Source organism: Streptomyces dysideae, assembly GCF_001514305.1.
GTDB lineage: Bacteria > Actinomycetota > Actinomycetes > Streptomycetales > Streptomycetaceae > Streptomyces > Streptomyces dysideae.
Genome location: NZ_KQ949094.1, coordinates 156,715 through 182,950, shown reverse-complemented (window position 1 = coordinate 182,950; position 26,236 = coordinate 156,715). Strand labels below are relative to the sequence as shown.

The 26,236-nt window shown below is 70.1% G+C and carries 22 protein-coding genes and 1 pseudogene; 17 read left to right on the top strand and 6 right to left on the bottom strand.

Annotation, left to right across the window (positions count from 1 at the left end; genetic code table 11):
• The first annotated feature begins 80 nt into the window (after nt 1-80).
• Nucleotides 81-365: a hypothetical protein gene (locus AQJ91_RS28445; RefSeq protein ID WP_067027166.1), complete on the top strand. Its 285-nt coding sequence runs from the start codon at nt 81-83 to the stop codon at nt 363-365.
• Between the two features lie 92 nt (nt 366-457).
• Here AQJ91_RS28445 and AQJ91_RS28440 read toward each other — a convergent pair whose 3' ends face one another.
• Complete coding sequence (locus tag AQJ91_RS28440) at nt 458-1,084, bottom strand: TetR family transcriptional regulator (protein WP_067027164.1); 627 nt, start codon at nt 1,082-1,084, stop codon at nt 458-460.
• A gap of 124 nt (nt 1,085-1,208) precedes the next feature.
• Here AQJ91_RS28440 and AQJ91_RS54610 point away from each other — a divergent pair, with 124 nt between their 5' ends.
• From AQJ91_RS54610 to AQJ91_RS28430, 3 genes are all read left to right on the top strand, one after another.
• Nucleotides 1,209-1,373, top strand: coding sequence for a hypothetical protein (locus tag AQJ91_RS54610; protein ID WP_199848046.1), 165 nt, complete (start codon nt 1,209-1,211; stop codon nt 1,371-1,373).
• Nucleotides 1,374-1,406: 33 nt separating this feature from the next.
• Nucleotides 1,407-1,682 (top strand): DUF4190 domain-containing protein, encoded by a 276-nt coding sequence (locus tag AQJ91_RS28435; protein WP_067027162.1) that lies wholly within the window; start codon nt 1,407-1,409, stop codon nt 1,680-1,682.
• 72 nt (nt 1,683-1,754) lie between these two features.
• Nucleotides 1,755-2,918, top strand: coding sequence for a cysteine desulfurase family protein (locus AQJ91_RS28430; protein ID WP_067027160.1), 1,164 nt, complete (start codon nt 1,755-1,757; stop codon nt 2,916-2,918).
• Between the two features lie 57 nt (nt 2,919-2,975).
• Here the strand turns inward: AQJ91_RS28430 and AQJ91_RS28425 are convergent, their stop codons facing one another.
• A complete protein-coding gene (locus AQJ91_RS28425; RefSeq protein WP_067027158.1) occupies nt 2,976-3,659 on the bottom strand; it encodes an N-acetylmuramoyl-L-alanine amidase in 684 nt (227 codons plus the stop codon).
• A gap of 60 nt (nt 3,660-3,719) precedes the next feature.
• On the opposite strand from AQJ91_RS28425, the gene mnmA reads away from it, so the two are divergent.
• The 5 genes from mnmA to AQJ91_RS28400 all read left to right on the top strand — a co-directional run bounded on the left by mnmA (nt 3,720) and on the right by AQJ91_RS28400 (nt 11,015).
• On the top strand, nt 3,720-4,844 hold the full coding sequence (gene mnmA / locus AQJ91_RS28420; protein ID WP_067027156.1) for a tRNA 2-thiouridine(34) synthase MnmA: 1,125 nt from the start codon (nt 3,720-3,722) through the stop codon (nt 4,842-4,844).
• 131 nt (nt 4,845-4,975) lie between these two features.
• Entirely contained in the window at nt 4,976-6,241 is a 1,266-nt protein-coding gene (locus AQJ91_RS28415) for an AAA family ATPase (protein ID WP_234383027.1), read from the top strand.
• Nucleotides 6,238-7,095: an RloB family protein gene (locus AQJ91_RS28410; protein WP_067027152.1), complete on the top strand. Its 858-nt coding sequence runs from the start codon at nt 6,238-6,240 to the stop codon at nt 7,093-7,095. The genes AQJ91_RS28415 and AQJ91_RS28410 overlap by 4 nt, the downstream gene beginning before the upstream one ends.
• 121 nt (nt 7,096-7,216) lie before the next feature.
• Nucleotides 7,217-9,823, top strand: coding sequence for a type I restriction-modification system subunit M (locus tag AQJ91_RS57460; protein ID WP_067027150.1), 2,607 nt, complete (start codon nt 7,217-7,219; stop codon nt 9,821-9,823).
• On the top strand, nt 9,813-11,015 hold the full coding sequence (locus AQJ91_RS28400; RefSeq protein ID WP_067027148.1) for a restriction endonuclease subunit S: 1,203 nt from the start codon (nt 9,813-9,815) through the stop codon (nt 11,013-11,015). Before AQJ91_RS57460 ends, AQJ91_RS28400 begins: the two co-directional genes overlap by 11 nt.
• Here the strand turns inward: AQJ91_RS28400 and AQJ91_RS28395 are convergent.
• Together AQJ91_RS28395 and AQJ91_RS28390 are read right to left on the bottom strand one after the other, a co-directional pair.
• The gene (locus AQJ91_RS28395; RefSeq protein ID WP_324618032.1) at nt 11,008-11,178 is read right to left on the bottom strand and encodes a DUF397 domain-containing protein; all 171 of its coding nucleotides are present in this window, start codon (nt 11,176-11,178) and stop codon (nt 11,008-11,010) included. The genes AQJ91_RS28400 and AQJ91_RS28395 overlap by 8 nt on opposite strands.
• 30 nt (nt 11,179-11,208) lie before the next feature.
• Entirely contained in the window at nt 11,209-12,057 is an 849-nt protein-coding gene (locus AQJ91_RS28390) for a Scr1 family TA system antitoxin-like transcriptional regulator (protein WP_067027144.1), read from the bottom strand.
• A 300-nt stretch (nt 12,058-12,357) separates the two neighbouring features.
• Here AQJ91_RS28390 and AQJ91_RS28385 point away from each other — a divergent pair, with 300 nt between their 5' ends.
• The 3 genes from AQJ91_RS28385 (at nt 12,358) to AQJ91_RS28375 (ending at nt 17,404) form a co-directional block, all read left to right on the top strand.
• Nucleotides 12,358-12,873: an ATP-binding protein gene (locus tag AQJ91_RS28385; RefSeq protein WP_067027142.1), complete on the top strand. Its 516-nt coding sequence runs from the start codon at nt 12,358-12,360 to the stop codon at nt 12,871-12,873.
• A gap of 146 nt (nt 12,874-13,019) precedes the next feature.
• Nucleotides 13,020-16,583 carry a type I restriction endonuclease subunit R gene (locus tag AQJ91_RS28380; RefSeq protein WP_234383026.1) on the top strand — a complete coding sequence of 1,188 codons (3,564 nt, stop codon included), beginning with the start codon at nt 13,020-13,022 and terminating at the stop codon, nt 16,581-16,583.
• 89 nt (nt 16,584-16,672) lie between these two features.
• A complete protein-coding gene (locus AQJ91_RS28375; protein ID WP_067027138.1) occupies nt 16,673-17,404 on the top strand; it encodes a M48 family metallopeptidase in 732 nt (243 codons plus the stop codon).
• 408 nt (nt 17,405-17,812) lie between these two features.
• Here the strand turns inward: AQJ91_RS28375 and AQJ91_RS28370 are convergent, their stop codons facing one another.
• Nucleotides 17,813-18,592 (bottom strand): alpha/beta fold hydrolase, encoded by a 780-nt coding sequence (locus AQJ91_RS28370; RefSeq protein WP_067027136.1) that lies wholly within the window; start codon nt 18,590-18,592, stop codon nt 17,813-17,815.
• Between the two features lie 53 nt (nt 18,593-18,645).
• Entirely contained in the window at nt 18,646-18,969 is a 324-nt protein-coding gene (locus AQJ91_RS28365) for a DUF427 domain-containing protein (protein ID WP_067027134.1), read from the bottom strand.
• A 51-nt stretch (nt 18,970-19,020) separates the two neighbouring features.
• Between AQJ91_RS28365 and AQJ91_RS28360 the strand changes: the two are divergent.
• From AQJ91_RS28360 to AQJ91_RS28340, 5 genes and pseudogenes are all read left to right on the top strand, one after another.
• Nucleotides 19,021-19,646: pseudogene (locus AQJ91_RS28360) on the top strand (LOG family protein).
• A gap of 30 nt (nt 19,647-19,676) precedes the next feature.
• Entirely contained in the window at nt 19,677-20,366 is a 690-nt protein-coding gene (locus AQJ91_RS28355; protein WP_199848045.1) for an SDR family oxidoreductase, read from the top strand.
• Between the two features lie 114 nt (nt 20,367-20,480).
• On the top strand, nt 20,481-21,482 hold the full coding sequence (locus AQJ91_RS28350; RefSeq protein WP_067027130.1) for a methionine synthase: 1,002 nt from the start codon (nt 20,481-20,483) through the stop codon (nt 21,480-21,482).
• Nucleotides 21,483-21,497: 15 nt separating this feature from the next.
• Nucleotides 21,498-23,690 (top strand): NAD-dependent DNA ligase LigA, encoded by a 2,193-nt coding sequence (ligA, locus tag AQJ91_RS28345; protein WP_067027128.1) that lies wholly within the window; start codon nt 21,498-21,500, stop codon nt 23,688-23,690.
• A 269-nt stretch (nt 23,691-23,959) separates the two neighbouring features.
• Nucleotides 23,960-26,155, top strand: a complete 2,196-nt coding sequence (locus AQJ91_RS28340; protein WP_067027126.1) for a putative bifunctional diguanylate cyclase/phosphodiesterase — start codon at nt 23,960-23,962, stop codon at nt 26,153-26,155.
• The last annotated feature ends 81 nt before the right edge of the window (nt 26,156-26,236 follow it).

Genomic DNA, 26,236 nt, shown 5'->3' with positions numbered 1-26,236 from the left:
TACGCCCCCGAGGAAGCCCTAAGTGACGTTGGTTGAGTGCCTGCATCAGGACTCCCTCATCGTTCTTGGAGCTGTCTCTCATGAAACGTGTGCGTCTCGTCCCCGCGGTGGCCCTGCTGGCGCTCTCGCCCCTGGCCCTGGTGGCCTGCGGCTCCGGCGACTCGTCGTCGTCCTCGGACAGCGGCAACTCCGGCCAGCAGCAGTCGTCCTGCCAGCCCCCGTCCGGCGCGCCCTCGGGCATGCCGAGCGGGGCACCGTCGGGCGCTCCGTCGGGCATGCCGTCCGGTGGGCCGGGCGGAGGCCAGGGTGGCCCCGGCGGTGGCTGCGGCGGCCCCGGCGGTGGGCAGCAGGCCCAGCAGGGCTGACGCCGGATTTCGTACGGCAGGGGCGGCGCGCCCGATGGATGGGCGCGCCGCCCCTGCCGTACGACTGTGACCACTACGACTGTTACGGGGGCTCAGTCGAGCCAGTGCCGGCGCCCGATGCTGATCAGCCGCATCCGGTTGGTGGCGATCTGGGCGATGCGCTCGCGCTCCTCCTCCGTCGCCTCCAGCGCGTCCAGGAACAGCGAGGCCGTCATCAGCATCTGGTCGACGTAGAGATGGGCCAGCATCAGCAGATCGTCGTCGTGCCAGCCCGCCGACACGGGGTCCATGGCGAGCTCGGCCTTCACATCTTCGGCGAAACGGGCCAGTTGGTCCTGGATCGCCGCCCGCACCGGCTGGACCCCGCCGTGCCGCTCACGGGCGATGAAGCGGATGTGGGCCGGGTTCGCGGCCACATGGCGGGCGATCAACTCGACGGCGCGCGCTATGCGTTCGTCGCTGGTGTCCGACGGGTGCACCGTCGTGCGGATCATCGGGTGCAGGCTGCCCAGCGCCTCCTCGACCAGGGTGACTCCGAGGTCCGCGGTGGAGCGGAAGTGCCGGTAGAAGGCCGTGGGGGCGACACCGACGGCACGGGTGACCTCGCGCAGGCCCAGGCTGCTCAGGCTCTGCTCCTCCAGCAGTCCCAACGCCGCGTCCAGGAGCGCCTGCCGGGTCTTCTGCTTCTGGGCCTGCCGGATGCCGAGGGTGTGACTCATGCCATGCAGTTAACAACTGTTCTCCGGAATTGGAAAGCCGTTGTGCGCGCTAGACTCCATGGTCAGTGAACAACTGTAACTACAACTGTTCACCGAACAGGTATCTCGGAGGGGGATCCCACTCATGCTGTTCCTCGTCGCCGCACTCCTGCTGCTGGGCGTCGTCATGGGCACCGTGGCCCACGCACCGATCGGCGTCACCCTCGTCGGCGCCGCCGTGATCGCCGCCTGGCTGGGCATCTTCGCCCTCCGCGAGCGCCATGCCCGCCGCCGCACGTCCGCCAACTGACACCCCCACCCGTCCGTCAGGAGCCGACTTCCCATGCAACTCACCGCACCGGCCACCGTCCGCCGCCCCGCCACCCGCACCCGTGACGCCGACGGCATGGCGGTGGCGTCCTTCATCCTGGGCCTGCTGGGCCTCCTCGTCCTGAACGTCTTCCTCGGCCCGATCGCCCTCGCCCTGGCGAGCGTGGCCCTGTGGCGCGGCACCGCCCGCCGCGGCCGCGCGTACCTCGGCCTCGGGCTCGGCGTCGCCGACCTGCTGGTCCTGGTCGCCGTGATGCAGATGGACGACACGGTGTCCTGGAGCTTCTGACCGGTCGGGGCCTCGCCCCCGGCCAACCTTGCTCCGAGGCCCGGCAAAGCTGCGCCGTACAATCAGCTCACCATGGCTTACCTCGACCACGCCGCGACCACGCCGATGCTTCCGGAGGCGGCAGAGGCACTCACCGCCCAGCTGGGCGTCACCGGCAACGCCTCCTCCCTTCACGCATCCGGCCGCCGCGCGAGGCGAACCGTCGAGGAGGCCCGCGAGACCCTCGCCGAATCCCTCGGAGCCCGCCCCAGCGAGGTCGTCTTCACCTCCGGCGGCACCGAGGCCGACAACCTCGCGGTCAAGGGCCTGTACTGGTCCCGCCGCGACGCCGACCCGGCCCGCACCCGGGTCCTCGCCAGCCCCGTCGAACACCACGCGGTCCTCGACGCCGTGCACTGGCTCGGTGAACACGAGGGCGCCACCGTCGAGTACCTCCCGGTCGACGCGTACGGCCGCGTCCACCCCGAAGCACTCCGCGAGGCCATCGCCCGCAACCCCGACGACATCGCCCTCGCCACGGTCATGTGGGCCAACAACGAGATCGGCACGGTCCTGCCGGTCCGCGAACTCGCCGACGTCGCCCGGGAGTTCGACGTCCCGCTGCACGCCGACGCGGTCCAGGCCTTCGGCCAGGTCCCCGTCGACTTCGCCGCCTCCGGGCTCGCCGCGATGACGGTGTCCGGCCACAAGATCGGCGGCCCGTACGGCATCGGCGCCCTCCTCCTCGGCCGCGAGTACACCCCCGTGCCCGTCCTGCACGGCGGCGGCCAGGAACGCCACGTCCGCTCCGGCACCCTCGACGTCCCCGCCGTCGCCTCCTTCGCGGTGGCCGGCCGGCTCGCGGCCGAGCAGCGCGAGTGGTTCGCCCGCGAGATCGGCGCCCTGCGCGACGACCTGGTCGAGGCGGTCCGTACGGCGGTCCCGGACGCGATCCTCGGCGGCGACCCGGTGGACCGCCTCCCGGCGAACGCCCACTTCACCTTCCCCGGCTGCGAGGGCGACTCCCTGCTCCTCCTCCTGGACGCCCAGGGCATCGAGTGCTCCACCGGCTCCGCCTGCACCGCGGGCGTCGCCCAGCCCAGCCACGTCCTCCTCGCCACCGGCACCGACCCCGACCTGGCCCGCGGCACCCTCCGCTTCTCCCTCGGCCACACCTCCACCGAGGCCGACGTCGAGGCGGTCGCCAAGGCCATCGGCCCGGCGGTGGAACGGGCACGGGCGGCCGGACTGACGTAGGGGCGCACCGGTACGTACGCGCTCTTGCCGGAATCCGGACAGGGCCGGACACGGGGGCTACGCGGAGGCGGTGCTCGCCTGTCGTACGAGCTTCATGTACCGGTCCCAGTCCCAGTGCTCACCCGGGTCGGTGTGGTCCGTCCCCGGCACCTCCACATGGCCGATGATGTGCTCGCGGTCGACGGGGATGTCGTAGCGCGCGCATATCCGGGCCGTGAGCCGCGCCGACGCCTCGTACATCTCGTCCGTGAAGCCCTCCGGCCGGTCCACGAAGCCCTCGTGCTCGATGCCCACACTGCGTTCGTTGTAGCTCCGGTTGCCCGCGTGGTACGCCACGTCCAGTTCGCGGATCATCTGCGTGACGTGGCCGTCCTTGCGGACTATGTAGTGTGCCGCCGCGCCGTGCCCCGGGTCCTGGAACACCTTCACCGCGCTGGCGAAGCTGCCCTGGGTGACATGGATGACCACCATGTCGACGCCGTAGTCGTCCGGCCGGTCCGCGCGCCGCCAGTTCGCCGACGCCGCCGCCACCCACTTCGCGCCCGTGTAGTCGACCTCGCCCTCCTTGCGTGGCTTCTCCACGCCGGGCACCCGCCACCACACCCGCCCCAACTCGTCACGGGCCAGCACGGCGGTGCCCACGGCGGCGGCCGCCCCGCCGACGAGCAGCGCCCGCCGCCCGATGCGCCGGTCGCCGTCGCCGCCCTCGCTCTTGCTCTTGGATGCTCTTCTCGCCCCCATGTGATCGTGAACGGATACTCGCGCGCTCCGGTTCCCGGCGCCCCGTACCCTGGAAGCGTTATGACTCACATCCCGCAGCGCCCCCTCCGCGTCCTCGCCGCCATGTCGGGCGGAGTCGACTCCGCCGTCGCCGCCGCCCGCGCGGCGGAAGCAGGCCATGACGTGACGGGAGTCCACCTCGCGTTGTCCGCGAACCCACAATCGTTCCGGACGGGCGCGCGAGGCTGTTGCACCATCGAGGACTCGCGCGACGCCCGCCGCGCCGCGGACGTGATCGGCATCCCCTTCTACGTGTGGGACCTCGCCGACCGATTCCGCGAGGACGTGGTCGAGGACTTCATCGCCGAGTACGAGGCCGGCCGCACCCCCAACCCCTGCCTGCGCTGCAACGAGAAGATCAAGTTCGCGGCCCTGCTCGACAAGGCCCTCGCACTCGGCTTCGACGCGGTCTGCACCGGCCACTACGCGCACATCGTGCGGCGCGAGGACGGCAGCCGCGAACTGCACCGCGCCTCCGACATGGCCAAGGACCAGTCGTACGTTCTCGGCGTCCTCGACGAGAAGCAGCTCGCGCACGCGATGTTCCCGCTCGGCGACACGCTCACCACCAAGGACGAGATCCGCGCGGAGGCCGAGCGCAGGGGCCTGGCCGTGGCCAAAAAGCCCGACTCGCACGACATCTGCTTCATCGCCGACGGCGACACCCAGGGCTTCCTCGCCGGCCGTCTCGGCAAGGCCGAGGGCGACATCGTCGACGAGACCGGCGCCAAGCTGGGCACGCACGAGGGCGCGTACGGCTTCACCATCGGCCAGCGCAAGGGCCTCCGGATCGGCACCCCCGCCCCCGACGGCAAGCCCCGCTACGTCCTGGACATCTCGCCGGTGAACAACACGGTGACGGTCGGCCCGGCCACCGCGCTCGACGTGACCGGGCTGACGGCGGTCAAGCCACGCTGGTGCGGCACCGCCCCGACCGGCCCCGGCACCTACACCGCCCAGCTCCGCGCCCACGGTGGCGAGACCGAGGTCACCGCCGAACTGGTCGACGGCACCCTGGAGGTGTCGTTCACGGAGCCGGTCCGCGGCGTCGCCCCCGGCCAGGCGATCGTGCTGTACGACGGCACGCGCGTGGTGGGGTCGGCGACGATCGCTTCTACGGTGCGGACCACGGTGGGCGTGGCTTAGACGATCTTCGAGGCTGGCCCTGGACCGGCCGCCGTCATAGGCTGCCCTTTGCGGATCGTCCGCAAAGGTACGAGAACGACGGGGTCGCCTCCCCGTCCGCCGGGAGGTCGAGGGTGCTCCTCCGTTTTCGAGTGGCCAATCACCGCTCGATTCGTGACGAGTGCGAGCTGTCGTTGATCGGCACCGAGCTCAAGGAGGGCACGGCCCGGGACGTCGGCCTTGAGTACGATCACCGACCTGTTCCGGGGCTCTCCGTCCTGGGTGTCTTCGGCGCCAACGCGTCGGGCAAGACCAACCTGCTCAGCGCTATGACGGCCATGCGCGAGGCGGTACGGACCTCGTTCGCGGACTGGCCGAAATATCCCGGCGTGCCTCGCCAGCCCTTCAAACTCGACCGGGACAGCGCCGACGAGACGACACTCTTCGAGGTGGACCTCGCATTGGGGCGCCACCGGAAGGTCCGCTACACCTACGGGTTCGAACTGTCCGACGAGCGGGTGGAGGCCGAATGGCTGCACGCCTATCCCGACGGCGAGCGCCAGGTCTGGTTCGACCGGGAAGCGGGTCGGCCGGAGTCGGAGGGTCCGGAGTTCGTTTTCGAAGGGGACGGTTTCACCGGGAACCGCGAGGCCCTGGTGGGATTCACGCGGCCGGACGCGCTGTTCCTCTCCGCTGGAGCCACCCTCAATGACCCCCAGCTCTCGGCGTTGCACCGCTGGTTCCTCAACAACCTGTGGCTGGTCACGCCGGGCGAGGACATCACGGGGCGTACGACGTTCACACAGCGAATGCTGACCGAGAAGACTGCGAAGAACACGGAGAACGCCTACCGCGAGCGGATCCTCCACCTCCTCGCCATCGCGGACCTGGGCATCACCGGCATCGAAGTCGATCCCGAGTCCGGAGGCATCCGGCTCAGGCACCGCACGCCGGACGGTGGCGATGTCCCCCTGGACTTCTTGCGGGAGGAGTCGTTCGGTACGCACGCCTGGTTCGCGTTCCTGGGACCGATGCTCACCGTCCTGGACAACGGGACGACGCTGCTGGTCGACGAACTTGACTCCAGCCTGCACCCCACCCTGGCCGCCGAGGTCGTACGGATCTTCCAGGACCCCAAGGCCAACCCGAACAACGCCCAGTTGATCTTCACGACGCATGACGCCACCCTGCTCGGCGAGGCGGTCCTCGACCGGCCGCTCGATCGCGAGCAGGTGTGGATCGCGGCGAAGGAACGCTCGGGGACGACCACCTTCTATCCCGTGACCGCCGCCCATCCGGCGGAGGACGAGGACCTGGAAACCGGATATCTGCGTGGGCGCTACGGCGGCGTACCGCGGGTCGGCGCGGGAGCGATCGCTCGTGAACTGTCCTGGCAGGAGGCGAAGGAAACAGCGTGAGCAGGCGGGGCGGACGGCAGCAGGACAACGGTGTCGGCGGGGCGGGAGAGACGGAAGGCGCGGGAGGGGCAGGGACGTCACGGAGGCGCAGGGGGAGCAGGGACGACCGGTTCGCGCCGGTCCCGTACCGGCCGCCGGTATCGAAGGAGCAGCGGGTCCTCTTTATCGCCTGTGAAGGCGAGGTCACCGAGCCGCAGTACCTCGACCACCTCAACTCCCGCTACGGGGACGGCGGGGACGGGGAGAGGCAGCCGTTCCTGATCCATCCGATCAGCGCGAAGAACGGTCTCATTCCCTCCAGAGCCGTCGCTGCCGTGCGCGACCTCAAGCAGGCCGAGGGCGAGGAGGCGTGGGTCCTGTTCGACAGGGACGAGCACCACGACATCCCGAAGGCGCTCAGGGAAGCCGCCGAGGCCAACATCCAGGTGTGTTTCTCGCACCCGTCCTTCGACCTGTGGCTGCTGCTGCACTTCCAGGCGATGAGCGGGCGGCAGAGCGGCAGCAACAAGGACATCGTGAAGAAGCTGCGGGCGGCGCACCCGGCGTACAAGTCCTTCGACGTGAAGAACGACAAGAGCGTCAAGGGCGAGCGCCGGGACGCGTTGGACGGCGAGGCGGCCAACAAGGCGGTCAGGCATGCGAGAAGCCTGGTCAACCAGTGCGAGCACGGCGGCTGCAAGGCCGACAACCGAAAGCCCAAGCCCGTGCCGCGCGGCAGCGTCCCGGAGTCCGACAGGAAGTGGGCCGCACGCTCCGGACACGCGGAGGACTGCCCCGTCCTCAAGCGGGACCCGTCCACCGACGTGTGGCGGCTGCTGGTCAGTCTCGGCATCGTGGACGACCGGTCGAGGTAGCCGTCCGCATGGCCGAAAGGCGCCGGTCCGACGGTTACCGCCCGCACCGGCCCGCCGTCTAGGCTGCCCTGGCACGATCGATCGACCTCCCGTCCCCCACTCTCCCCCGAAGGACCGGCGCGTGGCCCGCATCACCCTTCCCCAGTTGGAGCGGCACCTCTTCGCCGCCGCCGACATCCTCCGCGGCCGGATGGAGCCCTCCGACTACCGGGACTACATCTTCGGGTTGCTCTTCCTCAAACGGGCCTCGGACGAGTTCCAGCCCGCCTGGGAGCGTACGTATCAGCAGCGGCTGAAGGAGACGGGCAGCGAGACGAAGGCCCTGCAACGGGCCGACAACCCCGACTTCTACACCAACGTCTTCTTCGTCCCGCCGCGTGCCCGCTGGTGGACGGGCCCGCATGTGCTCGACCCCGAAGAGCCCGAGGTGACCGTCCCCGGGATCGAGGCACTGACCGCTGAGACCAGGGGACCCGACGGCAAGGTCGTGCAGGCCGGCGAGTACCTCGACAAGGCGCTCGCCGCGCTCCAGGAGGGCAACTCGCGGCTGACCGGCGTCGCCTCCCACATCGAGTTCAACGCGGTGGTCGGCAACAAGCCGCGCTTCACCACCAACGAACTGCTGTCCCTGATCAGGCACTTCAGCATCTACCGGCTCCGCAACGAGGACTTCGAGTTCCCCGACATGCTGGGCGCCGCCTACGAGTACCTGCTCGGCCGGTTCGCGGACAGCGCGGGCCAGAGCGGCGGTGAGTTCTACACCCCGCGTTCGGTCGTCCGGATGCTGGTGCGTCTGCTCGCCCCGCAGCCCACCGAGAGCGTCTACGACCCCTGCATGGGCTCCGGCGGCATGCTCATCGCGGCCCGCGAGTACGTCGAGGAGCACGGCGGCAACCCGGACGAGCTGGGCATCAACGGCCAGGACCGCAACCCCGCGTCCTGGTCCATGGCGAGCATGAACATGGTGCTGCACGGCATCCGCAAGTTCGACCTCCACCACGGCGACACCCTCACCGAGCCGCTCCACCTCGACGCCGGCAAACGCCTGCTCACCTTCACCAAGGTCCTCTCCAACCCGCCCTTCTCCCAGCCCTACGACCAGCAGGCGGTGGCCGCCGCCGACGCCGTGCACGGCACGCGCATGAAGTGGGGCTGGGCGCCGGAGAAGGGCAAGAAGGCCGACCTGATGTTCGTCCAGCACATGATCTCGGTGCTGGCACGGAACGGCGTGGTCGCCGTCGTCATGCCCCACGGGGTGCTGTTCCGTGGCGGCAAGGAGAAGGACATCCGCGAGGAGTTGCTGCGCGACGACTGCGTGGAGGCCGTGATCGGCCTGGGCCCCAACCTCTTCTACGGCGTCGGCATCCCGGCCTGTGTGCTCGTCCTCCGGCGCCCGCGCGAGAAGCCGGACACCGAGCGGCGCAAGAAGGTCCTCTTCATCAACGCCGACCGCGAGTTCACGGTGGGCCGCAACCAGAACGAGCTGGGCCCCGAGCACGTCGAGAAGATCGTCACGGTGTTCAAGGACGGGCGGGAGCTGTCGGGCTACTCGCGGTTCGTCGGGGTGGACGACCTCCTCGCCGAGGGCGCCAACCTCAACATCCGCCGCTGGGTGGACAACTCGCCCCCGCCGGAGCCGCAGGACGTACGGGCGCACCTGTACGGAGGAGTGCCGGTCGCGGAGGTGGCGGCGAGGTCCGGGCTCTTCGGGGCGTACGGGGTGGACGCGTCGACGCTGTTCGCGAAGCGCGACGACGACCCCGCCTACTACGACTTCCTGCCCGAAGGCCCCGAGGCCACGGTGGGGCGCATCGCCGAACTGGCGGCGGCGAAGGAGACGGAGCTGCGGACCGCGTACGCGGACTGGTGGGAGGAGGGCTCGAAGCTCTTCGCCCAGCTGGCCGAGGACCGCCGTCTGATGGACCTGCGCTCCGGCCTCCTGAACGGTTTCATCAAGGCGATCGGCGCGGTCGGCGTACTGGACGAGTACCGCACGGCGGGCATCGTCGCCGACTGGTGGACGCACTCCCGTTACGACATGAAGGCCCTGGCGGCGGGCGGTTTCGCCCGGGTCCTCGCAGGCTGGGTGGACTCGACGGAGGCGATCGTCCGACCGGCGGAGGGCGCGGTGATCACGGGCACCTCGCGCAGGCAGACGGTTTCGGCCACCGACCGGCGCCGCGCGATGGACCAGCCGGTCGTACGCCATCTGATCCCCGAGTTCCTCCAGCAGTACGCGGTGGTGGAGGCGGAGGTCGCGGCTGCGGACGCGGCCTACAAGGAGGCGCTGGACGCGCTGGCGGCGGCGAAGCCGGCGGAGGACGGCGAGGATGAGGCCGACGCGGCGGACTCCGTTGAGTCCGAACCGGTGTCGGACGAGGAACTCGCACGCCTGGAGCGCGAGCTGGCGGTCTGCCGGAAGGCACGCACGGCGGCGACGAAGAAGCGCAAGGCGCTGGACGACCTGTTCCTGAAGGAACTCAAGAAAGCGGCCACGGTTGTCCTGGCGGACGAGGGGCGGACCCAGGAGATCGTCCTGGACGTCCTGAACGAGGACATCTCGGGGCGCGTGGACGCGGCGTTCGCGGTGGGACGGCGGGAGCTGGTGGCGGTGTTCCGGCGGTGGGTGGAGAAGTACGGGGTTTCGCTGAGCGAGCTGGAGGGGGCTGACGCGGAGGCTCAGGGGGAGCTGGGGAGTTGGCTGGAGGAGCTGGGTTATGGGCGGTGAGGTCGCACTCGATTCGCTGCTGACAAGGATCGAGGCTGGGAAGAGCCCGTCTGCGGAAGATACCCCTGCCGGGGAGGGCGAGTGGGGCGTACTCAAGGTCAGTGCAGTCCAGCCCGGCAGATTCACCGCACGCGAGAACAAGGTCATCCGCGATCCGGCGCTGGTCCATCCGCGCTACGAGGTCAAACGCGGTGATCTGTTGATGACGCGGGCGAACACGGAGGAACTGGTTGGTCTTGCCTGCATCGCCGAAGAACCGCCTCCACGCCTCCTACTGAGCGATAAGACGCTTCGCCTCCATGTCAACACGGCCGTCGCCGAGCCGAAGTTCGTGCAGCTTGCCTTGGTGCAGCCGGTCACCCGCCAGCGCATCCAGGTGCTGGCGACCGGTACGAGTGCCGGGATGAAGAACATCGGGCAGGACCAGGTTCGGCAGCTCTGCATTCCCAACGTCCCGCTGGACGAACAACGCCGGATCGTCGCCGCGCATGCCGCCTTCGAGCGGCGGATCGGGGCGTTGGAGTCGATGGCTGCCAAGAAAGCTCTGCTTCTCGACGCCTTGGTTGAGCGGCTGGTGTCGTTCAGCAAGGAAGACCTCGTCCATCTCGAGGACGCGGGCGTGGCGATCGACGCCGGTGTCACCCTCGGAGCACACCGCGTGCCGCATCTCCGGCCGACTGGTTACTTGCGTGTGGCGAACGTACGCAAAGGCTGGATCGAAGGGGACATTGCTCAGATGGAAGCGATCGAACGCGACCATCGGCGCTACTCCCTGACTCCGGGTGACCTTCTTGTCGTCGAGGGGCATGCAGACCCGGAGCAGATCGGACGGTGCGCGATGGTCGGACCCGAGCAGAGCGGGCTCCTCTACCAGAACCATCTCTTCCGGCTGCGCTTTGACGACGTGCTGCCCGAGTTCGCCATGCTTTGGCTCAACTCCCAAGCTGTACGGACCTATTGGAAGTCGCGGACTGCCACGAGTTCGGGCCTCTACACCATCAACTCAAGCCTGCTTGAGGCTGTTCCGTTCCCGCGTGCGAGTCGCGATACACAGGACCGCGTCGTGGGTGTCTGGGAGGCTGAGAGTCGCACCCTCAGTCTGATGAGGCAGCGCATCGCGAAACTTCGGTTGATCCAGCGAGCGGTGATCGAGGACCTGCTGGTCCGCCGAACAGGGGTCTCCGCTAACTGAGTTGCGCCGCCTTGACGCTCCGCACGAGCGCCCCGAACACAGCCCGGTCCGTGGTCAGAACACGGATCGGGCTCTCGCTCTCCCGAAGGGCGATGCCCTCTGGGCTTGCCGGGGCTATCTCAACGCAGTTGTTGCCGCCCTCCCCGGAGAAGGACGACTTCAACCAGCACAACTCCGACAAGACCTGCTCCCTCTACATCTCTTTGGCGATCGCGCGGATGAAATCAGCCGACTTCTTCGGAGTCAACGCCGCCCGCTCAGCCAAGTCCAGACGCTGGCGGAAGTTCTCCAACTGGGTTGGCGAGTCGAAGAACAACGGTCCGGCCGGTGAGTCCATGTGCACCGTGTCCAAGTGCGGGTTGTCCGCCGCCGCGTACAGGACGGCGTCTCCCACCGTCGGAAAGCCTCCGTTGGCGAACGGGATCACCAGCAAGGTCACGTTGTCACGCTCGTTCTCGTCCAGCAAGTGAAGAAGTTGGGCACGTGCCACGTCCCGGCCGCCCAACTGCATCCGCAGAGCGGCTTCGTGGATGATCCCGATGTAGGGCACCGGCTTTTCTCCCTTCACAACGCGCTGCCGGGCGAGCCGGTGCGCGATGCGCAACTCGACCTCCAGGCGAGGAAGCTTTGGTACGACGAGGTCGAAGATCGCTCTGGCGTGGTCCTCGGTATGGAACAACCCCGGAAGGTGCGAGGTCTGCACGGTGCGCAGGTGTACGGCGTAGTGCTCGATCTCGGAGATGTCGAGATGCCCCGGAGGTACCTTGCCCCGGTACTCGTCCCACCAGCCCGGCTTGCGGCCGCCCGTCATCGCGGCCAACGTGTCGATCAGAGCGTCGTCGTTGCACTCGTAGATGCTGGCCAGCCTGCGTAGGCGTTCCTCGCCGATGCCGTAACGCCCTGCCTCGATGTTCGAGATGTTGGTGCGATCCGTGCCCAGTGCGGCAGCTGCGGCGGGGGCGGACATGCCGACTGCTTCGCGGAGTCGCCGCAACTCCAGGCCCAACCGGCGCTGTCGGATTGTCGGGGTGTTCGGTGCCATCAGGGCCCTCCTTGCTCGCGCACAGTGTGCCGATGGTGGCGCTCCGAGTCCATCTCGCAGAGAAACTACACCCGTTCCAGTGAGATGGATGGCACGGGTTAAATCTCCCTCGCTATGGTGTGACTCAGGCCACCCCCGCCCCACCCCCGCGGAAGCACACCGGACCCCCACCGCCCATCCGGAAGGCGGCGAACGTCCCGGCAAAGACACCGCACCGGCCTGGAGTCGGAGGGGACGGCCCCACCGCGCGATTCACATCCGCGTACTCACCGCAGCCACTCGCACCAACGGAGGTGCCGCGTGACCCGACCCCCCACCGTCCTCGCCCCCCACGCCGACGACCCCGAACCCCCTCCACCCGCTGACCTCAGCCCCCTCCCTTTCACCGCCCCCTGGAGTTACGAGCTCCACTTCCCCTGCGATCCCCGAGCCCCCGGCATCGCCCGCCTCACTCTCCGCGCCGTCCTCACCGCCCACGGCCTCGCCCAACTCACCGACCGGGCCGAGCTGCTGACGTCCGAGCTCACGACCAACTCTGTACGGCACACGAAGGGCCCCGCGTTCGTCCGCCTGCACTGGCTGGACCCCGTACTCCGCGTGAGCGTCTGGGACATGGGCCCCGACCTGCCACCCCTGCCACCGCCCCCGGCCGTACCGGCGTACGCGGACGGAGGGCGAGGCCTGCTGATCCTCGACCTGCTCGCCGACCGCTGGGGCGGCTGCGGCACGGGTGAGGGGCCGTACGGGCCCGCAGGCAAGACGATCTGGTTCGAGCTGGCCCTTCCGCCGCAGCCGCCGCCCGCCCTCGCGGCCTGAACCGGAGATCAGCCGAGCCCTCAAAGCACCCTCGTGGCTTGATCGCGAGGCCGAAACACCCCTGGTCGGCTCCCTGCCCGTGAGTAGAGTTTCCTGTACGTCCCATGGAGACGCCGGGGCGCACGGTGAGGGCAGGGAGTCCAGCGGTGAGTCGGCGGGAGCTACCGGAGTACGACCAGACCGAGCAGCCGCTGATACGGCACCTGGTCGACCTCGGATGGGAGCACCTGGAAGGGGCGCCGCCCGGCGAACCGGCCACCTCGCCGAGCCCGTCCGAGCGCGAGGCGTTCACCGAGGTCGTCTATGCGAAGCGCTTCCGGGACGCGATCTCGCGGATCAACTCGGGGCCGAACGGCGGGTCCTGGCTCACCAGCGCTCAGCTCGACTACCTCCTTGCCCTCGTGCTCGGCGCGGCGCCCGGTCAGGTCCCTGCCGATCGCGGTGTGCGCGGCAACTTCGCCGTGACTGGGCTGCTGCGCAAGGGCGTCAACGCCCGCATGCTGCCCGGCTGGAAGAAGGGCGACCCCGAACACGTACAACTCGTCGACTGGGACGGGGAGAACGGCGGCCGCAACGACCTGCTCGCGGTCAGTCAGTTCCGTGTGGAGCGGAAGGACGCGGCCCCCGTCACCCCCGACCTTGTCCTGTTCGTCAACGGGCTGCCCTGGGTCGTCATCGAGTGCAAGGCCCCGCTCACCTCCGGCGGCAGGGAGGAGAGCAGGGCCGCCCTCGACGACGCGGTCGGGCAGGTCTGCCGCTACGCGAGCCTGGAATCGCCCTTCCCCGTCGCCGAGTTCACTCGCTTCGCGCAGGTGCTGGTCGGCACCGACCGTACGTATGCGGAACTGGGGACGGTCACCTCGACGCCCGAGTACTTCACGCCCTGGCGTACGACCGAGCCCGCGCCCGCCGACGGGTGCGCCACCGACATGGCGGTCCTCGTCGCCGGTGTCCTGCGGCCCGACCATCTCCTCACCCTCGTACGGGACTTCACCACCGAGCGCGGACAGGGCAGCCGTACGCTCAAGGTCATCGGCCGGTACCAGCAGTTCAAGGCCGTGCGCAGACTCGCCCGTCGGCTTCAGCGCCGTAGGAGAGCCATCGCGGCGAAGCAGGACGTCGACCAACGCGGCGGGGTCGTCTGGCACACGCAGGGCTCCGGCAAGAGCCTCACCATGGCCTTCCTCGTCCGCCACATCAGGAGCGACAGCGAGCTCAAGCACCACAAGGTCGTCGTCGTCACCGACCGCATCGACCTGGAGAAGCAGATCCAGGCCTCGCTGGCGGCCGCCGAGGAACCCGTCTACCGGGCCGACGGCGTCGCCAACGCACGGGCGCAGTTGGCCGCACCCGTACCGGACGTCGTCCTGGTCATGCTCCAGAAGGCCCAGCGCGACGACACCGCCTACGACGGCCGTGAGGACAGTCCCCCGGCGCAGGGGGCCGACAAGGACGCCTCCGCCCAGGTGCGGCCCGCGAACCCGAGCTCGGACATCGTCGTACTCGTCGACGAGGCGCACCGCGGCCACGCCGGCTGGCTGCACGCCCGGCTGCGCGCCCTGCTGCCGAACGCCGTCCTGGTCGGCTTCACCGGCACGCCCATCATCCGGGGTGCCCGCAAGGAGACCGAAGCGATCTTCGGGCCGCTCGTCGACGCCTACACCCTGCGCGAGGCCGAGCTCGACCGGTCCGTGGTCCCCGTACGGTACGAGGCGTACGACGCGCCGCTGGAGGTGATCGAGAAGGCCGCGCTCGACGCCAAGTTCGACGAGCAGGTGCCCGACGACCCGGAGCGGCGCGAGCGGGTGCTGCGGAAGTTCGCCCGGAAGAAGGAAGTCCTCGAAGCGTCCTCGGTGATCGCCGACAAGGCCGACTTCATGCTGCGGCACTGGGCGGTCAACGCGCTGCCCGACCGCCTCGGCGCCCAGTTGGCGGCCGTTTCCCGGCTCGCCGCCGTCCACTACCGGGAGGCGCTCCTCGCTTCCCGGGACCGGCTGCTCGCACGGCTCGACGCGCTGGACCCGGCGATCGCCCACGACCCGATGGCGGCCCTCGGTGCCGACGACGAGCTGCGGGAACTGCTCACCGTACTGCCGCACCGTGACGTCCTCGCCTCGATCGACGCGGCGGTGGTGATCCACGGCGACCCGCGCAAGGACCCCGTCGGCTGGCGGCAGTGGACCTTGAAGTCCCGTCAGGACACGTACATCGAGCGCTTCAAGGAGGGACTCGGGGACCCGCTGGCCGCCGCGACCGACCCCTCGTGGCCCGTCGAGCCCCACGGCCCGTCGGGACAGGCGCACGGCGCCACCGGCGCCGCCGTGACGGACGTATGGCAGGTGGAACGACCGGACGGCGAGGACGACGCGGCGGACGAAGCGGACGAAGGCGACCAGGAGACGGCGGAGCCCGTCGCCTTCCTCGTCGTCCAGTCGATGCTCCTCACCGGCTTCGACGCCCCCGTCGAGCAGGTCCTCTATCTGGACTGCGCGCTCTCCGGCGCCGGACTGCTTCAGGCCGTCGCCCGCACCAACCGGCCCTACCCGGGCAAGCGGTGGGGCACGCTCGTCGACTTTGTCGGCATCGGCGACGAACTGGCCCGCTCCCTGCGCGCCTATGAGGAGCACCACCTGCGGGAGGTCTACGGCTTCGAGAACGTCACCGTCGACCACCTGCGCCGCGACTTCGAGGGGCCGCAGCCCACCGACGACGGTCTGCTGCTCCAGGCGGACGCCGCCGCCGACCGGCTCCTCGACGACCTGCACGGCCGCGTCGCCCGCTTCATGGACGGTCACGGACTCGCGTCCTACGACGAACACGGCATCCTCTCCCTGGCCGACGAACAGCGTCGCGAGGCACTGCTTGACGTACTCGAAGACCCGCTCACGCGCGGTCAGTTCGACGAACTGGCGCGGGACTTCCTCGCCGCCCTGGGCGCGGTCCTGCCCCGCCCGTACGCCCTGCGGTACGAGCGGTTCGCGGGCCGGCTGGGCGAGGTGCAGTACCTGGCACGGCAGCGCTACCTGGACGGACGCGACGAGTTCAGCCCGCGCCGGTACGGGGCGAAGGTACGCCGGCTCATCGCCGACCACCTCCGGGTGACCGGTGTCGAGCTGCGGGTCCCGCCCATCGAACTGAGCGCGCCCGAGTTCATGGAACGCGTCGACGCCAACCCCGACGCCCGCGCCAGGACCAGGTACATGGTCAGCCGCCTGCGGACCCACATCACGGCGAGGATCGGCACGGACCGGGCCCGCTACGAGCTGTTCAGCGCCCGTCTGGAGGAGATCGTCCAGCAGATGCGCCAGGACTTCGAGCAGGCCGCGACCGACCTGGCACGGCTGTATGGCGACATCACGGCGGACGTCGAGGAGACGGGCCCGTCCCTCGACCCGCTGACGGAACGGCCGGTCTACCGCGCGCTGGTGCGGGCACTGGAGCAGGAGGGCGCGCCCCTCCCGCCCACCGAGGTCGACCTGTACGAGGCGGCCTGCCTCCTCACGGCGGACATCGCGGTCCTGGTGCGGACACCGCACTTCGTGACCCAGGCCGACGCCCAGAGCGAGGCGCGCAAGGTACTGCGCTTCAGAGTGAGTGACCGTCTGCACGTTGACTGGGACGACACCGCGTACACGGCCGCCGCGTTGCTGGAGCTCGCCGTGCAGCGGCGCGACGACTTCCTCCGCCACGAGGCGAGGCCGCACGGGTAGCGCCTGGCGCGCTGTTCCGGTTCGGGTCCACGGCCGGTAGCCGGTCGCCGGCCGCGTCGGCTGTCGGTGCCGGGTGGTACCAATGCCGGGTGAGCCTCTCCGTGCAGTCCGCACTCGCGTCACTTCCCCTGCCGGGGGAGTGGACGTGGAAGGTCGTCGTACGGCCGCGCCGCCGGACACTCGGGATCGAGATCCGCGAGGACGGCGGGGTGCTGTTCGCGGTGCCCCCCGACGCCGATCCGCAGGCGGTCGCGGCGGCCGTACGGTCCCGCCTTCCCCGCATAGCGCACGAGGTCGACCGGCGCAGGCGCGGAGGAGGGGAGCCCCGCAAGGAACTGGTCAGCGGGGCGAGCTTCGCGTATCTCGGCCGCCGCCACCGACTGAGGGTCGTGCCCGCCGAGCCGGGCGCACGAGTACGGCTGCACCAGGGATGGCTGGAACTTCCGCGCCCCGACTCCCCACGGGTGGGCGCGCTGCTGATCGCCGACTGGTACACCGCACGGGGCGCGGACTGGATGACCGCGCGTATGCGGCCTCTGGCCGAGCGGGCAGGTGCGGCTCCCAGGGACGTCGTCGTACGAGACCTCAAGGAGCGCTGGGGTGCCTGTGACCCGGACGGGACCATCACCGTGCACTGGGCATTGATGCAACTGCCTCCTGCCCTGGTGGACCTCGTCCTCGTCCATGAGCTGACGCACCTGGCCGTCCCGGCTCACGGGCCGGCGTTCCGACGCGGAATGCGGCTGGCACTCGGAGACCTGGAAGAACTGGAACACCGTTTCGCACAGGCCGAGCCCGATCTGTGGCGCGGGGCTGTGTGACAGGCTTCATCGCCGATGCAGGCCTTCTGACCGCTCTGGAGCCTTCCGCCAAGCGCTCACCGGCAAGGGCGGCCCACACCTTCTCACGGACCTCGTACAGTCCGTGAGCTGCGCTACTTGAAGGTCGGGCTGCGGGCCCGGGCCTGCAGGCGATGCGACTCGTGATCTCGCGCACTGGCTGCTGAGGGGGCCTCCAACCCACGCGGGCTGAGGTTTTCGGACACGTTCACCAAGCCGGTCTGCGGCGTTTCCCGGCCAAGCGGTTGTGCTGTACGACGGCACGCCCACGTACCGCTCACGCGAGGGCATACGAAGGGCCACGCGCGGGTGCTCCCCCGTGGCACACGCGCGTGCCCGGCATCTGTCATCCCCGCTTCATCCCCCGCTCATCCGTCCGCCATCCTTCGGTCAGCCCCCGAAGAACTCCGCCAGCACCGCCCCGAGGACGTTCGGATCCACCATGTGGGTCTGGCCCTCCAGGCTCCGGTACGTCCCGTGGGGCGCGGCCTCCGCGACGGTACGCGCGGCCTCCCGCATCCACGCGGGACTGGCGCCGCCCACCGCGGCCAGCACTGGCACGGTGATCGAGGCCAGCCGGGCGCGGGGCACCAGACCGTCGCCCATCGCGGCGTTGTCGTACGCCAGGCTCGGCGCGATCGCCTCCATGCCGGCCCACATGGGGGACTGCCGGGCGCCCTGGATCATCTCCTCTGCCAGGCCGGTGAGCCGCAGGAACAGCTCGACGGCGTCCCCGCGCCGGCCTTCCGCCAGCGCCTCGTTCAGCCGCTCGGTGTACTCGGCGCGTTCTTTCGCGCCACCCTCGTAGACCGCGAACGGCGGCTCATACACCGCCACCTGACGCACCGGCAGCCCGCTCGCAGCCGCCTCCAGCACGAGCGCGCCACCGGACGAGATGCCGTAGAGCGCCGCCTCGCCACCCACCGTCTCGATCAGCGCCGCCAGGTCCTCGAGCTCACGCTCCACCGCGTACGGTGCCGTGTCCCCGCTCTGACCACGCCCCCGCCTGTCGTACGAGACGACCCGGAAACGGCCCGACAGGGGCACGGCCAGCGGCGCCACCGTGGCCCCCGTCGACATCGCGCCGCTGGCGAGGATCACGGCAGGACCCTCGCCGGTGCTCTCGTACGCGATAGGGGTGCCGTCGCGCGAAATGATCTGCTTGTCCATGCCTGTGGAGACTGCCGTACGGCACGGAACTCATCGGTGAGGCGAGCGGCGCGTCACACCACTTCCACTTCGTAGAAGCAGAGGTGGTCCTTGATCCCCGCGACGTCCGGCTTCGGGTCGGGATACGCCCAGACCAGATCGGCGGCGTCCGGCAGCGACCAGTAGGAGGCCGTGCCCTTGAAGGGACAGTAGGTGTGCGTGTCGGAGGGCTTCAGCAGGTCGAGCCGTACGTCCTCGGCCGGGATGTAGTACCGCGGGGGACAGCCCGTCTCCCGCAGCACGAGCGCCCGGTCGGTCTCCGCGAGCACCTGCTCGCCGTGGACGGCCCGTACGTGCCGCGTGTCCTGCTCGATCGTGATCGTGTGTCCGTCAGCCATACCCGAAAGAGCGCTCGCGGCCCCCTGGTTCTTCCCGCGTACGGTGACTCCATGCGAATCTGCGTCTTCCTCTCCGCCGCCGACCTCGACGACCGATACACGCGCCCCGCGCGGGAGTTCGCGAAACTGCTGGGCAAGGGCGGCCACACTCCCCCACTGCCTTAAGGGCGTGGGGGTACCCCCAGGTGGGGCGGCTCCGACGTGGGTCTCATGAAGGTGGTCGCCGACGGAGTGCAGGAGGCGGGCGGCCGGCTGCTCGGCGTCTCCGTGGACTTCCTGGCCGCCAAGGCCCGCAAGGGCGCCGACGAGATGGTGATCGCGAAGGACCTCGCCATGGGGGTCCCCCCACGCCTTTAAGGCAGTGGGGGAGTAAGAAGCTGCTCATGGAGAAGGCCGAGGCGGTGGTGATCATGGTTGGCGGGACGGGCACGCTCGACGAGGCGACGGAGATCCTGGAGCTGAAGAAGCACGGGCACACCGACAAGCCGGTGGTCCTGCTCAACACCGCGGGCTTCTACGACGGCCTGAAGGAACAGTTCCGCCGCATGGAGGACGAGGGCTTCCTGCCGCGCCGCCTCACCGACCTGGTGTTCTTCGCGGAGGAGCCGGTGGGAGCGCTGGCGTATCTGGAGGCTGTGACATCAGCGGCTGCCGCCGCGGGCCGGGGCGTGTCCTAGGAACGGCGGCGTGATGCGAACATGGCGGACATGGCTACACATGTGATCACCGGAGCGGGTTCCGGCATCGGCGCGGCCGTCGCGCGTCGGCTGCACGCGCGCGGGGACGAACTAGTCCTCCACGCGCGCGACGCGGGCCGGGCGAAGGAGTTGGCGGCGGAGTTCCCGGGCGCGAAGACGCTGGTGGGCGATCTGGCGGACCCGGACAAGCTGTCCTGGGCCTTCTCCCACCAGTCACTCCCGGACCGGGTGGACTCCCTGCTCCACATCGCGGGCGTGGTCGATCTCGGCCCGGTGGGTGACCTGACCCCGAAATCCTGGCGCCATCAGCTCAACGTCAACCTCATCGCGCCCGCCGAGCTGACCCGGCACTTCCTGCCCCAACTCCGCACCACCCGTGGGCACGTGGTGTTCGTGAACTCGGGTGCGGGACTGGCCGCCCACGCCGGCTGGTCCGCGTACGCGGCGTCCAAGCACGGCCTCAAGGCCCTGGCAGACTCCCTCCGCCACGAGGAACACGCCAACGGCGTCCGAGTCACCTCGGTCTACCCCGGCCGCACGGCCAGCCCCATGCAGGCCAAGGTCCACCAACAGGAGGGCAAGAAGTACGACCCCTCGAAGTGGATCGACCCCGAGTCGGTGGCAACGACGATTGTGATGGCCCTGGACCTCCCGGCGGACGCGGAGATCAACGACGTGACGGTCCGCCCGGGCCGCTGACGTACCGGGGAAAAGGTTGGCCTCGCATCTTTCGGCGCAGCGCTCCTGGTGAGGGGACGGGTAGGGGCGGCGGGGGCGAAAAACCCTCCCGCGAACGTACGTAGGCTGAACCACGTGACCGAAACCCTCACCCTCGCCCCCGCCACCGGCATCGGCTCCCTCCCCGGCGGTGACGCCCGAGAGACCGCCAAGACCGTCACCGGGACCCTCGAGGACTTCCCGTTCCTCGCCGAACTGCCCGCCCGCGGCCCCGGCGCGGACATGATCGGCCGCACCGCCGGGATGCTCGTCGAGCTGTACGCGCGCGTGGAACCCAGCGGCTGGCGGATCGGCGACCGCCCGGGCCGGGACACCAAGCGGGCCCGGTCCTGGCTGGGAGAGGACCTCGACGCGCTGGAGGAGTTCACGCAGGGGTACGAGGGCCGGCTGAAGGTGCAGGCCGTCGGCCCGTGGACGCTCGCCGCCAACCTGGAGCTGAGGAACGGCGAGTCCGCCCTCTCCGACCCCGGCGCCTGCCGCGACCTGGCAGGCTCCCTGGCAGAGGGCCTGCGGCTGCACCTCGAGGAGGTCCAGCGCCGCGTACCCGGCGCCCAGGTCGTCCTCCAACTCGACGAGCCCTCCCTCATCGCCGTACTGCGCGGCCAGGTGAAGACCGCCAGCGGATACCGGACGTACCGCGCCGTGGACCGGCAGGTCATCGAGGCCACCCTCCGCGACGTCGTCGGGGTGCACGGCGGCGGCCCCGTCGTGGTCCACTCGTGCGCACCGGACGTCCCGTTCGCCCTGCTGCGCCGGGTGGGCGCGACCGCGATCTCCTTCGACTTCTCGCTCCTCACCGAGCGTGACGACGACGCGATCGGTGAGGCCGTGGAAGGCGGCACCCGGCTGTTCGCCGGTGTGGTGCCGACCATGGACGGCCCATTGTCAGACCCTGCCGGTAGCGTCATGGGTGTCAGGACGCTGTGGCGCAGGCTGGGGCTGCAACCGGGGCTTCTCACGGAGGCGGTCACGGTCACTCCGGCGTGCGGACTCGCGGGGGCTTCCCCGGAGTACGCGCGCAAGGCCCTCGCCCACTGCGTCCGGGCGGCGAGATCCCTCGCGGACAACCCTGAGTAACGGGAGGACATAACGGTGGCCGGCGACAAGCAAGCGGAGACGACGGTGCCCGCCGAGGCACGGGAGCAGCACGCGAAGCTCGCTGAGCAGATCGAGGAGCACCGCTTCCGGTACTACGTGAAGGACGCTCCCGTCATCAGCGACGCGGAGTTCGACCAGCTGCTGCGTTCCCTGGAGGCCATGGAGGAGGAGCACCCCGAGCTGCGCACGCCCGACTCGCCGACCCAGAAGGTCGCGGGGGCGTACGAGACGGAGTTCACGGCGGTCCAGCACCGCCTGCGCATGCTCTCCCTGGACAACGCCTTCGACGACCTGGAGTTGGCTGCCTGGGGCGAGCGCGTCCACAAGGACGTCGGCACCTCCGCGTACCACTTCCTGTGCGAGCTCAAAGTCGACGGCCTCGCCGTCAACCTCACCTACGAGCAGGGCCGTCTCACCCGTGCGGCGACCCGCGGCGACGGCCGCGCCGGCGAGGACATCACCCCCAATGTCCGGACGATCGCGGAGATTCCGCACCGTCTGAAAGGTGACAGCGTTCCGGATCTCGTGGAGATCCGTGGCGAGGTCTACTTCCCGATGGAGAAGTTCGAGGAGCTCAACGCCCGCCTGGTCGGAGCCGGCGACAAGCCCTTCGCCAACCCGCGCAACGCGGCGGCGGGTTCACTGCGCCAGAAGGACCCGCGCGTCACCGCCACCCGCCCCCTCCACATGGTCGTGCACGGCATCGGCGCCCTGGAGGGCTTCGACGGCCTCAACCGCCTCTCCCAGGCCTACGACCTCCTCAAGACCTGGGGCCTGCCCACCGCCCGGCACAACAAGGTGGTCGGTGACCTCGACGGCGTACGGCAGTTCATCGCGTACTTCGGCGAAAACCGCCACTCCGTGGAGCACGAGATCGACGGAGTCGTCGTCAAGCTCGACGAGATTCCCCTCCAGGGGCGCCTCGGCTCCACCTCGCGTGCACCGCGCTGGGCCATCGCGTACAAGTACGCGCCGGAGGAGGTCAACACCAAGCTCGTCAACATCCGTGTGGGCGTGGGCCGTACGGGCCGGGTCACGCCGTACGCCCAGGTCGAACCGGTCACGGTCGCGGGCTCGGAGGTCGAGTTCGCCACCCTGCACAACCAGGACGTGGTCAAGGCCAAGGGCGTCCTCATCGGCGACACGGTCGTGCTGCGCAAGGCCGGTGACGTCATCCCGGAGATCCTCGGCCCGGTCGTCGACCTGCGCGACGGCAGCGAGCACGAGTTCGTGATGCCGTCCGAGTGCCCCGAGTGCGGTACGGCGCTCCGGCCGATGAAGGAGGGCGACGTCGACCTGCGCTGCCCCAACGCCCGTACCTGCCCGGCCCAGTTGCGCGAGCGGCTGTTCTATCTCGCCGGCCGCAAGTCGCTCGACATCGAGCACTTCGGCTATGTCGCCGCCGCCGCGCTCACCAAGCCGCTGGAGCCGTCCGACCCGCCGCTGACGGACGAGGGCGACCTGTTCGACCTCACCGTCGAGCAGTTGCTCCCCATCAAGGCGTACGTCCTCGACCAGGACAGCGGCCTGCCCAAGCGCGACCCGAAGACCGGCGAGGAGAAGATCGCCACGGTCTTCGCCAACCAGCAGGGCGAGCCCAAGAAGAACGCGCTGGCGATGCTGGAGAACATCGCCGCCGCCAAGGAGCGCCCGCTCGCCCGCGTCCTCACCGGCCTGTCGATCCGTCATGTCGGCCCGGTCGCGGCCGAGGCGCTGGCCCGTGAATTCCGCTCGATCGAGCGGATCGAGCGGGCCACCGAGGAGGAGCTGGCGAACACCGACGGGGTCGGCCCCATCATCGCGGCCTCCCTCAAGGAGTGGTTCGCCGAGGAGTGGCACCAGGAGATCCTCCGTAAGTGGAAGGCCGCCGGCGTCCGCACGGAGGAGGAGGGCTCCGGCGAGGACGAGGGCCCGCGTCCGCTCGAAGGGCTCACGGTCGTCGTCACCGGCACCCTGGAGCACTTCACCCGCGACGGCGCAAAAGAGGCGCTGCAGAGCCGCGGAGCGAAAGTGACCGGTTCTGTTTCCAAGAAGACCTCCTTCGTCGTCGTGGGTGACAATCCCGGTTCGAAGCACGACAAGGCGATGCAGCTCAAGGTGCCCGTGCTCAACGAGGACGGCTTCAACGTCCTGCTGGAACAGGGGCCCGAAGCGGCCGCCGAAGTCGCCCTTCCGACGGAGGAGTAAGGAGCGGCGGAGGTTGAAGGCCACCCGATCGGCGCATACCAGATGCATACGGGTGGCCGGGCGCATTCGGGCAACCGTCGACGACCGCTGCCCGTGGAAGCCTTCTGCGGCCTACTGTTGAGATGTGCGCCTGCCGTGCCCAGCTGCGGTTGGGGCATCCCTTTGCTCTTGCAGAGCAGGGGGAAGGGTTTTCCAACGCGGCGCCGCCGAGGGATTGTCGGGCATCGGGCCGCGTGGCGTGGGCACCGCCGGCTGTGAGAGGGACGGGAATGGAACCGACCGAGAGCGCCGCCCCGGACTCACGGCTGCGCCGGATGACCGGCGCGTGGCGAGAGTGGGCGATACGCACTTCGGCACGTCCGGGCGAGGGCATACGCGCGGGCAGCGGCACCGCACCGCTCACCGTCGACCACACCCCCGGCGCACTGCCGGGCTCCGACCACGAACGGCACCTGTCCTGGCCCGCGGCGGTCGTCGCGGCGGCCGGGTTCGTCCTCGGCGGCGGCTTCTACCGGGCGTTCACCGGCAACCACGCGCTCTTCCCGTCCGGCACGGTGGGCTGGTCGCTGGCCGTGCTGACCGGCATCGTCGTCGGCCACCTGGTCGCGCTCGGCCGCGCCCGCTGGTGGGGCGGCACCGGCTCCGGCGCCGCCCTTACCCTCGCCGTACTGATGCTGTACGGCTGGGTGCCGGCCGGCATGGTCAGCCTCACCGTCGTCGTCCTGGTCGGCGTAGCCCGCCGGGGCCGCTGGCGGCAGGGCGTGCTGCACGGCGCGGTGGACATCCTCGGCATCGGTGCCGGAGCCCTCGTGCTCGCCGCCTTCGGACGCGTACCGACCGTCGAGAGCCCCTGGAACCCCGACACCTGGACGGTCTACACCGCACCCGAGGTGGTGCTGGTCGCCATCGCCTACCTCGCGGTCAGCCGCGTCCTGCTCTGGTATCTGCACGCCCCGCGCGGCGGCCTGCCCACCGTCGCCCGCACCGCCCTGGTCAGACAGGGCCTGGTCGCGGTCGCCCTGCTCGGCATCGCGCCGCTGGTCTGTGTGGTCGCCGTCGCCCAGCCGGTGCTGCTCCCGCTGTTCTCGATCCCGCTGATCGCCCTCGACTCCACGCTGTGGATAGCCCGGGCCCGGGCGGAGGAGCAACTGCGCGACCCGCTGACCGGGCTGCCCAACCGGCAGTGGCTGCTGGAACGCATATGGACCGCCCTCGACGACGCCGAGCGCATCGGCGCCCGGTCCGCCCTCATGCTGATCGACCTCGACCGCTTCCGATCGGTCAATGACACGCTCGGTCATCTCGCCGGTGACCGGCTGCTGCTCCAGATCGCCGACCGGCTGCGCCTGGCCCTGCCGCGCGGAGCGGAGGCCGCGCGGCTCGGCGGCGACGAGTTCGCCGTGTTACTGCCGGTCGCCGACTCCACGACGTCCGCGACCCGCGTCGCCCGCGGCCTCGTCGCCGCCCTCAGCTCCCCGCTCGACCTCGACGGCCTCACCCTGGTCCTGGAGGCCAGCGCCGGCGTCGCCGTCTTCCCGGACCACGCCCTCGACGCCGAGGGCATGCTGCGTCGCGCGGACGTGGCGATGTACCAGGCGAAACGGGACCGTACGGGCGTCGAGGTCTACGAGTCCAAGCGGGACTCGAACACCCCGGACCGGCTCGGCCTGCTCGGCGACCTGCGCCGCGCGCTCGACGCGCACGAGGTCCAGCTGCACTACCAGCCCAAGGTCCGCTTCGACGGCCAGGTCGCAGGCCTCGAGGCACTGGTCCGCTGGGTCCACCCCGAGCGGGGCAAGGTGCCGCCGGACGAGTTCATAGCGATCGCCGAGTCATCGGGGCTGATGCCCCATCTCACGGAGTACGTGCTGGACACGGCGCTCGGGCAGGTCGCCCGGTGGCGGGCGCAGGGGCTGTTCGTCCCGGTCGCCGTCAACGTCTCCCCGCGCGACGTCCACACCCCCGGCTTCGCTGGATCGGTGGCCGCCCGGCTGGCGCGGCACGGTGTCCCCGCGGGCTCGCTCCAGCTGGAGATAACGGAACACGTCCTCCTGGAGGACCCGCAGCGCGCCGCCGACACGCTGGCCGGGCTGACCGGGCACGGCGTGAAGATGTCGCTGGACGACTTCGGTACGGGGTACTCGTCGCTGGTGCATCTGCGGCGGCTGCCGGTGAGCGAGCTGAAGATCGACCGGTCGTTCGTGGCACGGCTCGCCGTGGACACCGAGGACGCGGAGATCGTGCGGTGCACCGTCGACCTCGCCCACTCGCTGGGCCTGCTCGTCGTCGCCGAGGGCGTCGAGGACGACGAGACCTGGGAGCGGCTGCGGGACCTGGGCTGTGACGCCGTACAGGGATGGCTGGTCGCCGCGGCGATGCCGCCCGAGGAGACGACGGCGTGGCTGCGGGCGCGGGGGTCGCGGGGCTGGCAGCGCCCGAAGGCGGCCCTCCCGGCCGCCGAGTGACGCCCCCTCGCATCCCCCCGCGGGAAACCGTGTAACGGCCGGAGGCTGCCGCCCCATAGGATTGGGGCTAGTCGTCCCATT

Bases quoted from the DNA above. Each gene is read 5' to 3' on its own strand.
- AQJ91_RS28445 (WP_067027166.1), top strand. From the start codon at position 81: ATGAAACGTGTGCGTCTCGTCCCCGCGGTGGCCCTGCTGGCGCTCTCG.
- AQJ91_RS28440 (WP_067027164.1), bottom strand. From the start codon at position 1,084: ATGAGTCACACCCTCGGCATCCGGCAGGCCCAGAAGCAGAAGACCCGG.
- AQJ91_RS54610 (WP_199848046.1), top strand. From the start codon at position 1,209: ATGCTGTTCCTCGTCGCCGCACTCCTGCTGCTGGGCGTCGTCATGGGC.
- AQJ91_RS28435 (WP_067027162.1), top strand. From the start codon at position 1,407: ATGCAACTCACCGCACCGGCCACCGTCCGCCGCCCCGCCACCCGCACC.
- AQJ91_RS28430 (WP_067027160.1), top strand. From the start codon at position 1,755: ATGGCTTACCTCGACCACGCCGCGACCACGCCGATGCTTCCGGAGGCG.
- AQJ91_RS28425 (WP_067027158.1), bottom strand. From the start codon at position 3,659: ATGGGGGCGAGAAGAGCATCCAAGAGCAAGAGCGAGGGCGGCGACGGC.
- mnmA (WP_067027156.1), top strand. From the start codon at position 3,720: ATGACTCACATCCCGCAGCGCCCCCTCCGCGTCCTCGCCGCCATGTCG.
- AQJ91_RS28400 (WP_067027148.1), top strand. From the start codon at position 9,813: ATGGGCGGTGAGGTCGCACTCGATTCGCTGCTGACAAGGATCGAGGCT.
- AQJ91_RS28390 (WP_067027144.1), bottom strand. From the start codon at position 12,057: ATGGCACCGAACACCCCGACAATCCGACAGCGCCGGTTGGGCCTGGAG.
- AQJ91_RS28370 (WP_067027136.1), bottom strand. From the start codon at position 18,592: ATGGACAAGCAGATCATTTCGCGCGACGGCACCCCTATCGCGTACGAG.
- AQJ91_RS28365 (WP_067027134.1), bottom strand. From the start codon at position 18,969: ATGGCTGACGGACACACGATCACGATCGAGCAGGACACGCGGCACGTA.
- AQJ91_RS28355 (WP_199848045.1), top strand. From the start codon at position 19,677: ATGGCTACACATGTGATCACCGGAGCGGGTTCCGGCATCGGCGCGGCC.
- AQJ91_RS28340 (WP_067027126.1), top strand. From the start codon at position 23,960: ATGGAACCGACCGAGAGCGCCGCCCCGGACTCACGGCTGCGCCGGATG.